At 71.8% G+C, this 14,275-nt stretch carries 13 protein-coding genes and 1 pseudogene; 9 read left to right on the forward strand and 5 right to left on the reverse strand.

Annotated elements, in window-relative coordinates; all coding sequences use genetic code 11:
• Nucleotides 1-29 precede the first annotated feature (29 nt).
• Entirely contained in the window at nt 30-596 is a 567-nt protein-coding gene (locus tag SROS_RS30470; protein ID WP_012892763.1) for a PadR family transcriptional regulator, read from the forward strand.
• Between the two features lie 135 nt (nt 597-731).
• Here SROS_RS30470 and SROS_RS30475 read toward each other — a convergent pair whose 3' ends face one another.
• Nucleotides 732-1,757: a hypothetical protein gene (locus SROS_RS30475; protein WP_012892764.1), complete on the reverse strand. Its 1,026-nt coding sequence runs from the start codon at nt 1,755-1,757 to the stop codon at nt 732-734.
• 129 nt (nt 1,758-1,886) lie between these two features.
• Between SROS_RS30475 and SROS_RS30480 the strand changes: the two genes are divergently transcribed.
• The 4 genes and pseudogenes from SROS_RS30480 (at nt 1,887) to SROS_RS30490 (ending at nt 5,560) form a co-directional block, all read left to right on the forward strand.
• Nucleotides 1,887-2,984, forward strand: coding sequence for a sensor histidine kinase (locus SROS_RS30480; protein WP_012892765.1), 1,098 nt, complete (start codon nt 1,887-1,889; stop codon nt 2,982-2,984).
• The gene (locus SROS_RS30485; RefSeq protein ID WP_012892766.1) at nt 2,924-3,553 is read left to right on the forward strand and encodes a response regulator; all 630 of its coding nucleotides are present in this window, start codon (nt 2,924-2,926) and stop codon (nt 3,551-3,553) included. The genes SROS_RS30480 and SROS_RS30485 overlap by 61 nt, the downstream gene beginning before the upstream one ends.
• A 125-nt stretch (nt 3,554-3,678) precedes the next feature.
• A pseudogene (locus SROS_RS53280) lies at nt 3,679-3,934 on the forward strand (transposase); the annotation flags it as partial.
• 153 nt (nt 3,935-4,087) lie between these two features.
• Complete coding sequence (locus SROS_RS30490; RefSeq protein ID WP_012892767.1) at nt 4,088-5,560, forward strand: WS/DGAT/MGAT family O-acyltransferase; 1,473 nt, start codon at nt 4,088-4,090, stop codon at nt 5,558-5,560.
• Nucleotides 5,561-5,587: 27 nt separating this feature from the next.
• Here SROS_RS30490 and SROS_RS30495 read toward each other — a convergent pair whose 3' ends face one another.
• Nucleotides 5,588-6,181: a TetR/AcrR family transcriptional regulator gene (locus SROS_RS30495; protein WP_012892768.1), complete on the reverse strand. Its 594-nt coding sequence runs from the start codon at nt 6,179-6,181 to the stop codon at nt 5,588-5,590.
• A gap of 241 nt (nt 6,182-6,422) precedes the next feature.
• Between SROS_RS30495 and SROS_RS30500 the strand changes: the two genes are divergently transcribed.
• On the forward strand, nt 6,423-6,980 hold the full coding sequence (locus SROS_RS30500) for a TetR/AcrR family transcriptional regulator (protein ID WP_012892769.1): 558 nt from the start codon (nt 6,423-6,425) through the stop codon (nt 6,978-6,980).
• A gap of 32 nt (nt 6,981-7,012) precedes the next feature.
• Nucleotides 7,013-8,563 (forward strand): MFS transporter, encoded by a 1,551-nt coding sequence (locus SROS_RS30505; protein WP_012892770.1) that lies wholly within the window; start codon nt 7,013-7,015, stop codon nt 8,561-8,563.
• A gap of 223 nt (nt 8,564-8,786) precedes the next feature.
• Here the strand turns inward: SROS_RS30505 and SROS_RS30510 are convergent, their stop codons facing one another.
• Complete coding sequence (locus tag SROS_RS30510) at nt 8,787-9,833, reverse strand: alpha/beta hydrolase (protein ID WP_012892771.1); 1,047 nt, start codon at nt 9,831-9,833, stop codon at nt 8,787-8,789.
• A 104-nt stretch (nt 9,834-9,937) separates the two neighbouring features.
• Between SROS_RS30510 and SROS_RS30515 the strand changes: the two genes are divergently transcribed.
• On the forward strand, nt 9,938-10,861 hold the full coding sequence (locus SROS_RS30515; RefSeq protein WP_012892772.1) for an aldo/keto reductase: 924 nt from the start codon (nt 9,938-9,940) through the stop codon (nt 10,859-10,861).
• A gap of 163 nt (nt 10,862-11,024) precedes the next feature.
• Here the strand turns inward: SROS_RS30515 and SROS_RS30520 are convergent, their stop codons facing one another.
• Nucleotides 11,025-12,635: a solute symporter family protein gene (locus tag SROS_RS30520; RefSeq protein WP_012892773.1), complete on the reverse strand. Its 1,611-nt coding sequence runs from the start codon at nt 12,633-12,635 to the stop codon at nt 11,025-11,027.
• On the reverse strand, nt 12,632-12,961 hold the full coding sequence (locus SROS_RS30525; RefSeq protein WP_012892774.1) for a DUF485 domain-containing protein: 330 nt from the start codon (nt 12,959-12,961) through the stop codon (nt 12,632-12,634). The genes SROS_RS30520 and SROS_RS30525 overlap by 4 nt, the downstream gene beginning before the upstream one ends.
• Nucleotides 12,962-13,596: 635 nt before the next feature.
• On the opposite strand from SROS_RS30525, the gene SROS_RS30530 reads away from it, so the two are divergent.
• The gene (locus SROS_RS30530; protein WP_012892775.1) at nt 13,597-14,178 is read left to right on the forward strand and encodes a maleylpyruvate isomerase N-terminal domain-containing protein; all 582 of its coding nucleotides are present in this window, start codon (nt 13,597-13,599) and stop codon (nt 14,176-14,178) included.
• Nucleotides 14,179-14,275 lie beyond the last annotated feature (97 nt).

Here is a 14,275-nt window from a genome sequence, read left to right on the forward strand (position 1 = left end):
TGCAGGTATCGGCGCTCTACTCTCGGCCCATGTCGTTGCGCAACGCGATCTTGGCCGCCCTCCTGGAGGGCGAGGCATCCGGCTACGACCTGGCCAAAAGCTTCGACGCGTCGGTGGCCAACTTCTGGATGGCCACCCCGCAGCAGCTCTACCGGGAACTGGACAAGATGGCGGCCGATGACCTCATCCAGGCCCGGCTCGTTCAGCAGGAGCGCCGTCCCAACAAGCGGCTGTTCTCCCTCACCGATGCCGGCCGCCACGCCCTGCACGAGTTCACCGCCACATCCCCGCGCCCGGGCGCGATCCGCGAAGAGCTCATGGTGCAGGTCCTCGCGGTCGACGCGGGTGACGTCGAAGCCGTTAAAAGCGCCCTCCGCGAACGCATGATCTGGACCGAAGCCAAGATCAATCGCTTTGAACGGCTCCGCGCGCGCCTTTTGAACGGCCGCACCGAGCAGGAGCACCTCGCGCGGGCCGAGCGTGTCGGACCGTATCTGGCCCTGCTGCGCGGCCTGGCGTTCGAACGCGAAAACCTCCGCTGGGCCCGGCAGACGCTGACCGTCCTTGACCGGCGCACCAAGAGCCCTGTGGAGTAGTCATGCCCTGCTCCCGTCCGTGGGGTGATGGCCGCGTCCACGCGACTTCGCTCGGTCACGCGCGCATCGCCGCAGCCTCGGCCCACGCCCTGATGATCCCCGGCGCCGATCCGGGATGGGCCGATCCCCGGCATATCAGCGCCCGGCGCCGTCACCGGTCAGGACCGCGCGGGCGTGATCGGTTCCTGCCTGGTGTGCGTCCACTCTTCGGCGCTGGTGGTAGGAGGCGGCGGCGGTGGCCAGGGCGGCGCCCCAGATCGGCCAGAAGCATTCCGGCAGCCAGGCTCCCCATTCGGCCCAGGCGAACCGGCCGGCGACGGTCCAGCGGATGTAGGTGAGCCCGGCCACGGTGATGATGATCGAGACGAACCCGGCGGGGATGATCGCCAGCAGCGGTGGCACTCGCCTGCCGCGCAGTCCGAGGATCCAGCGCGGAAAGATCTCTCCCCACCGCTGGATCAGCCCGAGGGTGAGCACGCCGCCCAACGCGCCGAAGGTGGCCAGGTAGGCGCCTGCCAGCCACAGACCGTCCTCGCCTTCGGCCAGGAACTCCGCGCTCACGCCGAGAGGGATGCCCAGCGCCCACGCCCACCGGGTGGCGCAATACACCAACGGCACCGCGACCGCCACGTACACCGCTACGCGCCCGCGCTCCGGAGTGAACCAGCTCCTGCGCTCCTGCTGGCGTCCGTAGGCCAGCGCCGCGGCGGCCAGCAGCAGGCCGCCCAGCACGCACACGAGCTGGTTGAGCACCGGCCACGGCCAGGCGTCGGCGAAGGTGGCGCCGCCCAGGCTCCAGCCGAAGACGGGGGCGACCAGCAACAGCGGCGTGTAGGCGACGCCCATCATCAGCCGGGAGTCGGGAATCACCAGGATCAGGAGCGCGGCGATCGGCCAGGCCAGGAACAACGGCGCGCGGTGGCCGCTCCTGCGGGTCAGCGCCAGCGCCGTCACCCCGGTGAGTAGTGAGAAGGCGGCGATCCACCAGCCGAAGCGCGGTGTCGTGCCGGCCAGGATCGACAGCGCCCCGTCGGGGTCGGGATCGTCGGGGCCCCAGGGGAAGCCGGGCATCCCCAGTGCCCACGCTGCGCCGAGCACACCGTAGACCAGCGCCCACAGCGCTGCCGCATACCCGTGCCGGCCGGAAGTGAAGGTTTTCATGCGATCAGCCTCCCGGCCCGGCTGGACGGCGGACCAGATGCCGTTCGGCACTCCCTGCGGCCGGAAGAGGTGCTGTTCGGCACCTGCGGGTCGATCGCCTGGTGCGCATATTGTCTTCAGGTGAACCTGATGTGGGCTGTCGCCTTGGTGTCGGTGGTCGTTGCTGTCGCGGTGGCCGCGACCGGGTTGTTCCGGTCCCGGCTCAGGCCGCGTCTGTCCGCGCCGGCCTTGCCGGCCGCGGGCGTGTCCCTGGCCGTCACACTCGCCTACCTCAGTGGTGCGGCGCGGCCCACGCCCGGCGTCGACGCGCTGGGAATGATCGAGAGTGTGGCGCTGATGGTGTCGGCCGGCCTGGTCATCCGGTACGCACCCCTCCGGCAGGCGGTGCTCTCGACGTCGGCGGCGGGTCTGGCCGCTGCCGTCTGGCCGCTGCGCGTCTTCACGCCCGCCTCGCCGCTGGAGGCGATCGGCGTGAGCGCGTTCTGGGGGCTGGGAGCGTTGCTGGCCACCGCCATGGGCGCCTACCTGCGGTTTCTCGATGTACGGCAGGAGCGCGCGGTGGCCGACACGCGCACCGCCCTGCGACTGCGGCTGGCCAGGGACCTGCACGACTTCCTCGCCCACGACATCAGCGAGATGGTGGCGCACGCCCAGGCGGGCAGGGTCGCGGGCGATCCGCTTCAGGCGCTCGAACGCATCGAAAACGCGGGCCAGCGGGCCCTGTCCACGCTGGACGGCACCCTGGACACGCTCCACCACGATCGGCCCCTCAGCCCCGCCGGTGACCTGGGCGGCATAAGCGAGGCGGCCGAGCGATTCTCCGCCGCCGGCTCCGCGCAGGTCCGCCTGCGTATGGATCCGGCCGTGACGGTTCCGGTGGAGACCGCGGCACTGGCCTATCGGATCGTGATCGAAGGACTGACCAACATCCGGCGGCATGCTCCGCAGGCCACGCGCGTCGACCTGCGGGTCAGCGCCTCCGCCGGCGTCCTGGAGATCACGATGACCAACGACGGTGTGACCCGCATGCGGAGCCGCCGGCGTGGCGGGTCCGGCCTGCCCGGCCTGGCCGGACTCGTGGAGGATCGGGGCGGCGAGCTGGTCGCGCGGGCCGTACCGGACGGGTGGTCGCTGACGGCACGCCTGCCCCTGGAACAATCGCCGATGTGGTCACCCGAATCCTCATCGCCGACGACCAGGAAGGCATCCGCAGCGCCTTCCGCATGATCCTCGACGCCCAGCCCGACATGACCGTCGTGGCCGAGGCCTCCGACGGCCGCGCCGCGATCGACACCGCCAGGACGGTCCAACCCGATGTCGTGCTCGCCGACATCCGCATGCCGGGCGCCGACGGCATCGAGGTGACGCGCGCTCTGGCCGGCACCGGCATTCACGTCGTGATCGTCACCACGTTCGGGCTCGATGAATACGTCCACGCCGCCCTGCACCACGGCGCCGCCGGGTTCGTCCTGAAACGCTCGGGCCCCACGCTGCTCATCGAAGCCATCCGGGCCGCGATGAACGGCGACATGCTCATCAGCCCGCAGCTCACCGTCCGGCTGCTGCGCCGGCGCGGCCTGCCGCAGGAGTCGTCCAGCGTCGTCCTCACCGAGAGAGAAGACCAGATCGTGGCCATGGTCGCGCACGGCATGACCAACGCCGAGATCGCCGCTGAGCTCTTCCTGTCTCCGGGCACCGTGAAGAACCACATCGCGTCCGTCCAGAACAAGACCGGCACCCGGAACCGGGTCGCCATCGCCGCCTGGGCCTGGGCCACCGGAAGAGCCACGCCCTGACCGCGCACAGCCACCGGCGGCGTCCCCTGAAATCTGCATGTGCCGTCACTCACCACGCCCGCGGTCCCGCCCGGTTCGATGGCCTCACTCGCCCAGCCCGAGATCCACGCGAACGGTGTGACGCTAAACAGGTGTGGTCGAACAATTCTCAGGAGCGGTTGAACGTTGACCGAGAAGACCCCCGCCGCACCGACGTGGTCGGGATCTTCCCCGGCCCCGGCTCGATCGTCCGCCTCGCCGGTGCGGTTTTCGGCCGAGCAGACCGACGGGTGGACCGGGGCCCGCTCCATGGGCCTGGACGTGCTCGCCGAAGCCCGGATGCGGGTCATCACGGGCGACACGCCGCAGCACGCCCCTCTTCCGCAGACACCTACCGCTTAACCTGCAGAAACAGGATCACGCGCAGGTCGACTCATACAGCACCAGCGTGGACGGGACCGACTCCCGAAGTCGCTCGGGGGAAACGAGGCGGAAACCTGCCGGGGCGATGATGGCCGGATCCATCTCTCCGCTCTCCGCGAGGAGGCTCAATCGATGCGCCAGCTGACCGCACTCGACGCGCTGTTCCTGCATGCCGAATCGGCGACCACCGCGGCCCACGTCGCCGGGGTGGCGATCCTCGATCCGGCCGGGGCTCCCGGGGGCGCCGTCACGCGCGCCGCCCTGGTCGAGCTGCTGCGCGAGCGGCTGCATCTCGCCCCGGCGCTGAGCCTGCGCCTGGCCGACGTGCCGTTCGGCCTGGACCATCCCTACTGGGCGGAGGTCCCCGGCCTCGACGTCGCCGACCACGTCCACGAGGCGGCCCTCCCCCTGCCCGGCGACGAGGCGCAGCTCGCCGAGGCGATCGCCCGGATCCACGAGCGGCGGCTGGACCGGGCCCGGCCGCTCTGGGAGATGCACCTCATCCAGGGCCTGAGCGGCGGCCGGGCCGCCCTCTACGCCAAGGTCCACCACTGCGCCATCGACGGGGTGTCGGGCGCGGAGACCCTCGCCGTCCTGCTGGACCTCACCCCCGAGCGCCGCGTGGTCGACCCGCCGGCCGCCCCGGCGGCGACCACCGCCCCCGGCCCGGTCGCGATGCTCGCGGCGGCCCTGACCCGGTCGGTGGCCCACCCGGCCAGAGCGCTGCGCTCGCTGGGCAGGATGGCGGCCGACCTCGACGCGATCCCGGTGGCCGCGGCGCTGCCCGGCGCCCGGACGGTGGCCGCCGCGACCCGGATGATCCGGGGAGACCACCGGGAGCTGCCGGAGACGCCCTCCCTGTCCGCCCCGCGCACGCCGTTCAACGGCCCGATCAGCGCCGGACGGCGCTTCTCCTACGGCTCGATCCCGCTGGCGGACGTCAAGCGGGTCGCCGGGGCCTTCGGGCTCAGCGTCAACGACGTGGTCATGACGCTGTGCGCCTCCGCGCTGCGTTCCTGGCTGCGCGAGCACGGCTGCCTGCCGGACCGGCCGCTGATCGCCGCGGTACCGGTCGCGGTCCGCACGGCGAGTGCCCGGGACGTGGTCGGCAACCAGCTCTCGGTCATGATCACCCCGATGCCGACCGACCTCGCCGCGCCCCTCGACCGCCTGCAGGTCATGGGGCGGACGATGCGCGCGGCCAAGCGGCGCTTCGCCGGCTCCCCCGCCACCTGGCTGGGCGAGCTGTCCTCGATGCTGCCCGCGGCCGTCACCTCGCGCGCGACCTCCACGCTCTTCCGGCTGGCCTCGATCGTGCTGCCGCCGGTCAACCTGATCGTCTCCAACGTCCCGGGGCCCCGGCGCCCGCTGTATCTGTGCGGGGCCCGGGTGCTCGCCTACCACCCGATGTCGGCGCTGACCGACCTGAGCGGCGGGGTCAACATCACCTGCTTCTCCTACGACGGCTCGCTGGACTTCGGCATCCTCGCCTGCCCCGACCGGGTGGAAGACGTGTGGCGGCTGATGGGCCACCTGCGGGAGGCCATGGACGAGCTGACGGAGCTGGCCGGGCCCCGTCCGGCCCGGGAGGCCGTCCCCGCCTGAGGCGGGCCGCCCGGCCGGGGGCGGATCTCATCCCAGGGCGTGGGCGATCAGCTCGGCGACCGCGTCGGGATCGATGTGGTGGCCGGTGAGCTGGCAGAGGTTCTCCTGGTAGAGCAGCACCGCGGCGAAGGTGACCGCGGCCACCTCCAGCCGGGCGGCGTCGCCGCGCGCCGTGGGCAGCGCCAGCTCCAGCGCGAACCGGGCCCGCCGGATGATCTCACCGTTCAGGCGGCCGAGCCGGTCACGGACCGAGCCGTGCGTGTCCGCCTCGCGGAACAGGATGCGGCGCATCGCCGGGGAGGCCCTGAGCGGCAGCCGCCGGGCCAGCCGCGACAGGGTCCCCGCGGCGTCGCCGGGGACGGCCTCCACCTCGGGCAGCTCCTCCACGAGCGTGCGCTCGTCGATCAGCGCGACGAGCACGTCGATCTTCTTGGGGAAGTAGTGGAAGACGAGCCCCTTGGGCACGCCGGCCAGCCGGGCGATCTCCGCCGTGGGCGTCGCCTCGTAGCCGCCCCTGGCGAACAGCTCTTCAGCGGCGTCGAGGATGCGGGTGCGCGTGCCGGGATCCGAGGTGTCGCGCGCACGCCCGGACCTGCCGGAGCGCTGTCTGAGGCTGGCCACAGCCTGACCATAGCCTCCGGCCGGACCGCATTTCCATGCCACCGGGGAGAGAGCGCCGTACGCATGCCGTACCGGGGGCCCATGCGTGCCGCGGCCGTAGGCACGTCCTGTCGCGGCACGGGACCGCATGCGCGCCGCGGCCGTAGGCACGCCGGGCCGGGGAGGCGGGTGCCGCACGGAGCATCGGTACGATCACGTATCATCTGAAACAAATATGTCTCAAATGAAACGGAGATGAGTGGTGGCTGTAAGCCGCGACCAGATCATCGCCCTGGCGATACAGCACCTGAACGGGGACCCGACCGCCTCCATGGCCCAGCTCGCCGAGGCCACCGGGGTCAGCCGCGCCACGCTCCACCGGCACTTCGCCAGCAGGGAGGAGCTGCTCGTGGTCCTCGGGAGCAGGGCGCTCGACGGGTGGGAGCGGGGGCAGCGGCAGGCCGCGATCGAGGAGGCCGCCGCCTCCGCCGACCCTGCACGCATCACCACCGCCCTGCACGAGCTGCTCGCCGGCATGGTGGACGACGTGCAGGAGCACGGCTTCGCGCTGACCGAGCACGTCATGACCAAGCTGCCCGGGTTGCAGGAGCGCGCCGACGAGCTGGAGGAGCGCGAGATCGCCTTCTACCTGGCCGCCCAGCGGGCGGGCGTGCTCCGCTCCGACCTGCCGGTCAGGTGGATCAGCAACACCGTGTACGGCCTGCTCGTCGCCGTCCGCGAGAGCCTGCGTCGGGGCGACGTCGCCCGCAGGGACATCGAGCGGACGCTGCTGGAGACCTTTCTCCGGGGGACCGCGTGACGCACACCCCGGAACCGTCCACCGGAGATCATGTGACGCACGCCCCGGAGCCGGGATCGACCGCAGGCGCACCCCCGCACCCACGCCGCTGGGCGGGGCTCGGCGTCCTGTCCGCGAGCCTGCTGCTGGTGGTCATGGACATGACCGTCCTCAACGTGGCGCTGCCCGCGATCTCCGCCGACCTGAGGCCGGACTCGGTGCAGCTGCTGTGGATGGTGGACGTCTACGCGCTCGTGCTGTCCGGGCTGCTGGTCACCCTGAGCGCGCTGGGCGACCGGTGGGGCCGCAAGCGGATGCTGCTCACCGGATTCGCGATCTTCGGCCTCGCCTCGGTCGGGGTGCTGGCGGCCGACAGCCCCGGCGAGGTGATCGCGGTACGGGCGCTCCTCGGCATCGGCGGCGCCATGATCATGCCGTCCACGCTGTCGATGATCCGCAGCCTGTTCACCGACCCGAGGGAGCGGGCCACCGCGCTGGGCGTCTGGTCGGCCATGGCCGCGCTCGGCGCCGCGCTGGGGCCGATCCTCGGCGGAGCACTGCTGGAGAGGTTCAGCTGGCACGCCGCGTTCCTGGTGAACGTCCCGGTGATGGCCGCGGCGATCATCGCGGGGCTCCTGCTGCTGCCCGAGTCCCGCAACCCGCGTCCGGGCCGCTGGGACGCGGTGGCCACCGTGCTGTCGATCGTGGGCATGGTCGCCCTGGTGTGGGCGATCAAGCACTTCGGCAAGGACGGGCTCGGCGATCCCGGCGCGCTGATCGCCCTCGCCGTCGCGGCGGTGACGCTCACCTGGTTCGTCCGGCGCTGCCTCGACCGGCCCGATCCGCTGCTGGAGGTCCGCCTGTTCGGCCGTCCCTCCTTCACCGCGGGCACCGTCGCGGCGCTGACCACCTCCATCGCGATGGCCGGAATGATGCTGCTGGTGGCCCAGTGGATGCAGCTGGTGCAGGGCTACTCCCCGCTGGAGACGGGGGTGCGGCTGCTGCCGGCCGCGGTCGGCGCGGGGCTGCTCTCGCCGCTCGCCCCCAGCCTGGCCGGCCGGCTCGGCCCCCGGACGGTGCTGGCCGGAGGTCTCGCCGTCGCCGCGGCCGGGTTCCTCGTGCTTCCCGTCGCACCGGCCCCTCTCCCCTACCCGGCCGTGGCCGCGGCGCTCCTCCTGATCGGCGCCGGCATGGGGTCGCTGGCGATCGCCTCGGCGGTCATCATGTCCGGCGCGCCGCCTGAGAAGGCCGGCAGCGCCGCCGCGATCGAGGAGACCAGCTACGAGCTGGGCGGGGCACTGGGCGTGGCCGTCCTCGGCAGCGTCGCCGCGGCGGTCTACCGCAACGAGCTCACGCGGGCCGAGCTGGCCGCGGGAGGTGTCACCGGCCAGGCCGCCGAGGTGGTCCGCGAGTCGCTGGGCGGGGCGCTGGAGGTGACCGGGGCCGTGGGCCGGGCCGGGACCGAGCTGGCCCGCCAGGCCCAGACCGCCTTCACCGACTCACTGGTGGTGACCGGCGCGGCCGGCGGCGGCCTCATGCTGGCCGCCGCCGTCGTGGTCTGGCTGCTCACACCGCGCGACATGGACCTGTCCGGCGGGCACTGACCGTCCCGTACGGGCGCCCGCCGGGTGCCGGTGGCCCGCCCGCCGGCGGGCACTGACCATCCCGTACGGCGTCCGCCGGGTGCCGGGGGCGCCCGCCGGCCGGCGCCCCCGGCAGGTAGTCACCTCCGGACGTGAGGCACCGGCACCCCGCGGGCGGTCCCGGGCGTGAGGCACCCTCGACCGGCGGGTGGCCCCGGGCGTGAGGCACCGGGACCCGGCGGGTTCACTTCGCCCCGACGGAGTCGAGCAGCATCGGCAGCGCGCGGCGGAGCTCCCTGTTCCAGTAGGTCATGTTGTGGCGGCCGCCGTAGAAGTGGGTCTCGACGGGGATGCCGAGCTCCTTGAGCCGGCCGGCGAAGGCCCTGGCTGCCTTGCCGGCCAGCTCCTCGGTGATGTCGCCGAACAGCTCGCCCCGCCTCTGCCGGCCGTCACCCGCGGCCACGTAGAGCCGGACCCCGCGGAGCCGGCCCGCCAGGTGGTAGGGGTCGTGGGCCCGCCAGACCTCGCGGTCGCCGCGGGGGTCACCCCAGATGCGCTTCCAGTCGGTGCCGAAGCAGCCCGCCGTGGTGCCGAGGAAGACGGCCACGTCGGCCCCGGGCATGAGGGTGTGCACCGCGCCGCTGAAGGAGGCCGCGGCCCTGAAGCTCCCGGTCGCGGCGTAGAGCATCGCTCCCTGGCCGCCCATGGAGTATCCGGCGACGGCCCGCTCCCCGTTCGCGGCGTACCGGCTCTCCAGCAGAGGCAGCAGTTCCTTCAGGTGGTAGGTCGCCCACCGGGGCGGGCCCCCGTCGCCGCCGTTGTACCAGTCGGAGTAGCTGCCGCACTTGCCCCCGTCCGGCATCACCACGATGACCTGCGCGTTCTCGGTCATCTCCTCGACATCCGACTTCGACCATCCCTGGTAGCCGTCGAGACCGCCGTGGAGCAGCCAGAGCGCCGGCCAGGTTCTGCCGGAGTCCCTGGACCAGCCTTTGGGCAGCAGCAGCCGGACCGTGGTGACGTCGTCGAGAGCTGTGGAGCGGAGGGTCAGCTCCATCCGGCGCTCGCCGAGCCGCCGCTCCTTGACCACCTCCACGTCGCCGGAGGTCTCCAGCGGCCGCGCGGAGGCCGTGGCACTGGCCGTGGCACTGGCCGGAGCACTGACCGGCCCGGAGGCCGCCTGGCGCTGGTTGACGACGAGGGCGATCGAGGCGGCCACGACGAGGACGGTCAGCCCGCCCGCGATCACAGCGCCGATGAAGAATCCGCGTAGCCGTGAACCGGGTGCCATGAGAGCCTCCGACAGTCCTTATTGACGTCGCACATAATAACTGTCCGCCGCTTGCCGGGGATGCCCGCGGAGTGCGCGATTATTCAGCAAATAGGCTGAGAACCATGAGCCTTTCTGAGCTGAACCTCTTCCCGCTCTGCCTGGGTGGCAACGTATTCGGCTGGACCGCGGACCGCGACGCCTCGTTCGCCGTCCTGGACGCCTACGTCGAGGCCGGCGGCAACTTCGTCGACACCGCCGACGTCTACTCCGACTGGGTTCCCGGGCATTCCGGCGGGGAGTCGGAGACGATCATCGGGGAGTGGATGGCCTCCCGCGGCAACCGCGACCAGATCGTGATCGCCACCAAGGTCGGCTCGCTGGCAAGCCGTCCCGGGCTGTCGGCGGCCAACATCCGCGCGGCCGCCGAAGACTCGCTGCGGCGCCTGGGGACCGACCACATCGACCTGTACTGGGCGCACATCGACGACGCCGGGACTCCGCTGGAGGAGACCCTCGGCGCGTTCGACTCCCTGATCAGCGAGGGCAAGGTCCGTAACATCGGCGCCTCCAACTACGGTCCCGAGCGGCTGGCCGAGGCGCTGGCGATCTCCGACCGGGACGGCCTGGCCCGCTACGGGGTGCTGCAGCAGTCGTACAACCTGGTGGAGCGCGACTACGAGGGCCCGCTGCGCGATGTGGTGGCCGCCGAGGGGCTGACCAGCACGCCGTACTTCGGACTGGCCCGTGGCTTCCTGACCGGCAAGTACCAGCCCGGGGTCGAGGTGGACAGCCCCCGCGCGGGCCGGGCCTCGGCGTATCTGGAGACCGAGCGCGGCCCCCGTGTGCTGGAGGCCCTGGACAAGGTGGCCGCCGCCCACGACGTCGCCCCGGCGGCCGTCGCGCTCGCCTGGCTGGCCGCCCAGCCCACGGTGGCCGCGCCGATCGCCAGCGCCCGCAACGTCGAACAGCTCAGGCCGCTGCTCGCGGTCGCCGGGCTGACCCTGAGCGAGGACGAGCTGGCGATGCTGGACGTGGCGTCCCGCTGACGCCGTACGGCGGGGGCCCGGCCGTGATGCGGCCGGGCCCCCGCCCGGGGTCGTGCCGAGCGGTCCGCTCGGAGCCGGACGGTCCGCTCGGAGCCGGACGGTCCGCTCAGAGCCGGTCCGTCCGCTCGGAGCCGAGGGGGCGGCTCCGAGCCGAGTGGTCGGCTCAGTGCTGGGCGGCCTTCTCCGCGCCGATGCCGGTCAGCGAGCGGACCTCGATCTCGGCGTACTTGGCCGGGTTGTACTCCTTGCTGAGCCGCGCGCCGACGAATCCGGCCAGGAATCCGATCGGGATCGAGATGAGGCCGGGGTTGCTCAGCGGGAACCAGGCGAAGTCGGCGTCCGGGAACAGCGCGGTGGCACTGCCCGACACGACCGGCGAGAAGATCACCAGGATCAGCGCGGAGACCAGGCCTCCGTAGATGGCCGAGACCGCGCCGGCGGTGTTGAACCTCTTCCAGAACAGGCTGTAGAGGATCGCGGGAAGATTGCCGGAGGCGGCCACCGCGAAGGCCAGCGCGACCAGGAAGGCCACGTTCTGCCCCTGCGCGAGGATGCCGAGCCCGATGGCGACCGCGCCGATGACGAAGGCGGAGATCCTGGCGACCAGGACCTCCTCCTTGTCGGTGACGTTGCCGCGCTTGAACACGTGGGCGTAGAGGTCGTGGGCGAAGCTGGAGGAGGAGGCCAGCGTCAGACCGGCGACCACCGCCAGGATCGTGGCGAACGCGACGGCCGCGATGACGGCCAGCAGGATCGTGCCGCCCACGTCGCCGAAGATGGCCTGGCCGATCGCCTCGGCGAGCATCGGCGCCGCGGTGTTGCCCGCCTTGTCCTGCGCCAGGATCGCCTTGCCGCCGACCAGCGCCGCGGCGCCGAAGCCCAGCACGAGGGTGAGCAGGTAGAAGACGCCGATGATGCCGATGCCCCAGAGAACCGACTTTCGGGCCTCCTTGGCGGTGGGGACCGTGTAGAAGCGGATCAGGATGTGCGGCAGGCCCGCGGTGCCGAGCACCAGCGCCAGGCCCAGGCTGATCAGGTCGAGCTTGCCGGCCAGGCCCTGTGCCTCGGTGGCGTACTTCCCACCGGCGTTGAGGAACGCGTCGCCCTTGCCGCTCTGCGCGGCGGCGTCGCCGAGCAGGGCCGAGAGGTTGAACCCGTACTTGCCGAGCACCAGCAGGGTGATCAGGGTCGCGCCGGTCATCAGCAGCACAGCCTTGACGATCTGCACCCAGGTGGTGCCCTTCATACCGCCGACGACCACATAGACGATCATCAGCAGGCCGACGCCGACGATGGTGAGCGCCTTGCCCAGGGGAGAGGTGATGCCGAGCAGCAGGCCGACCAGCGCGCCCGCGCCGACCATCTGGGCCAGCAGGTAGAAGATCGACACGACGATGGTGGAGACGCCCGCCGCGGTGCGGACCGGCCGCGGGCTCATCCGGAAGGCCAGGACGTCGGCCATGGTGAACTTGCCGGAGTTGCGCATCAGCTCGGCGACCAGCAGCAGCGCCACCAGCCAGGCGACCAGGAAGCCGATCGAGTACAGGAAGCCGTCGTATCCCGACAGCGCGATGATCCCGGCGATGCCCAGGAAGCTCGCCGCCGACATGTAGTCGCCGCCGATCGCCAGGCCGTTCTGCGCGCCGCTGAAGGAGCGGCCGCCGGCGTAGAAGTCGGCGGCGTCCTTGTTGCTGCGGCTCGCCTTGAAGGTGATGCCCAGCGTCACCGCGACGAAGAGCAGGAACAGGATCGTGGACAGCGTCTGGTGGCTCATTCGGTCGTCCCCTCCGCCTCGTGGCGGATCTCGTCGGCCACCGGGTCGAGCTTCTTCTCTGCGTATCGGGAGTAGGCCCAGGCGATCAGGAAGGTCGACACGAACTGGAGCAGACCGAAGATCAGCGCCACGTTGATGTTGCCGAACACCTTCGTGCCCATGAAGTCACGCGCCCAGGCGGACAACACCACGTAGAGCAGGTACCACGCCAGGAACGCCGCCGTCATCGGGAACGCCCAGGACCGGAAGCGCCGCTTCAGCTCCTGGAACCTCTCCTCGCCCTGGATATGTTCGTAAACCGATGAATCATGTTGTCTGGCGGTCACGCGACCTCCCACGAATGTGATCTGGATCACGGATAACGTAGGAGGGGACCGTACCCCGCGAGGAGACCCACAGCCGGACTCTTCGCCCAGGTGGCACCGGGTCGCGGTCAGTTGGATATGGCTTGCGGTGAAAGGTCCGTCTCATGCGGTGAGCGGTCCACCGACTCGGGACCCGCCGGACGGAGGCCCCTCGGACAGGGACCCACCACCGGTTCCGGCCCGGCAGCGGGCGCCGCCTCGCCCGTCCTACCGGTCTTGGGGGCGGATGTCCCTCTGCCGGTCGGCGAGGCCGGCGCCCGCGTCGTCATCCCAGCCCATAGTCGATCACGGTAATAACGCCGACCTTTTGAGGCTGATATTTCACGGCACAGACGGCAAAACGCCAGCGTGATCGACCACGGCAACCGTGACGGGCCTGGGGCTCATGATCACCAGGTATGGCAGGAATATGTCGAAGACAGGCAGTCCTGCCGCTGTCGCCGGACGGGACACGCTGCGAGCCTGGTCATCGACCGGCGGCACCCCTGTGGGAGCCGGTCGCGGCCCACCGCGTGGGCCGGGAGGGCCGTTCCGGCATCTCCGCCCACCCCATCCCCTCTGCCCAAGCCTGCCCCAGACGAGAAGGACGACCCGCCATGACCATCTCCTGGCCCGACCTGGTGACCTCGGCAGCCGCCGACGGCGTCTCCGTCCTCGCCAAGGGCGCCGACCAGGACTGGTCCCGCGACGCGGGGGACCTCGACTGGACCTGCCGGCAGACCCTCGACCACATGGCCCTCGGCGTCGTCGGCTACGCGGGACTGCTCATCGCCCAGCCGGCCGACCGCTACATCGCCCTGTTCGCCTCGCTCGACGGCCAGGCCCCGATCCCCGCGTGCCTGGAGGGGATCCGGATCTCGGCGACGATCCTCGCCTCGGCCGTCCGCGAGGCCGTACCGGAGGTCCGCGCCTGGCACCCCTACGGGCACTCCGACGGCCCCGGCTTCGCCGCCATGGGCACGCTGGAGATCCTCGTCCACAGCCGCGACATCGCCCTCACCCTCGGGATCGACTGGACGCCCCCGGACGACCTGTGCGCGCCGGTGGTCGAGCGGCTCTTCCCCGACGCTCCGGCCGGCCACGATCCGGCGCGCACCCTGCTGTGGTGCACGGGCCGCGTCGCCCTGCCCGGCCTCGGCCGCCGGAAGGAATGGCAGTGGCACGGCGACGTCCGCTGAGGCCCCGCAGCCGGCGGCGGGCGGACAGCCGGCCGGGCCACGGGACGGCCGGATTCCCGATCGCTCAGGGTGAAAACAGCGCTGACCGCGACCACGC

This window comes from Streptosporangium roseum DSM 43021 (genome assembly GCF_000024865.1).
Classification (GTDB): Bacteria; Actinomycetota; Actinomycetes; order Streptosporangiales; family Streptosporangiaceae; genus Streptosporangium; species Streptosporangium roseum.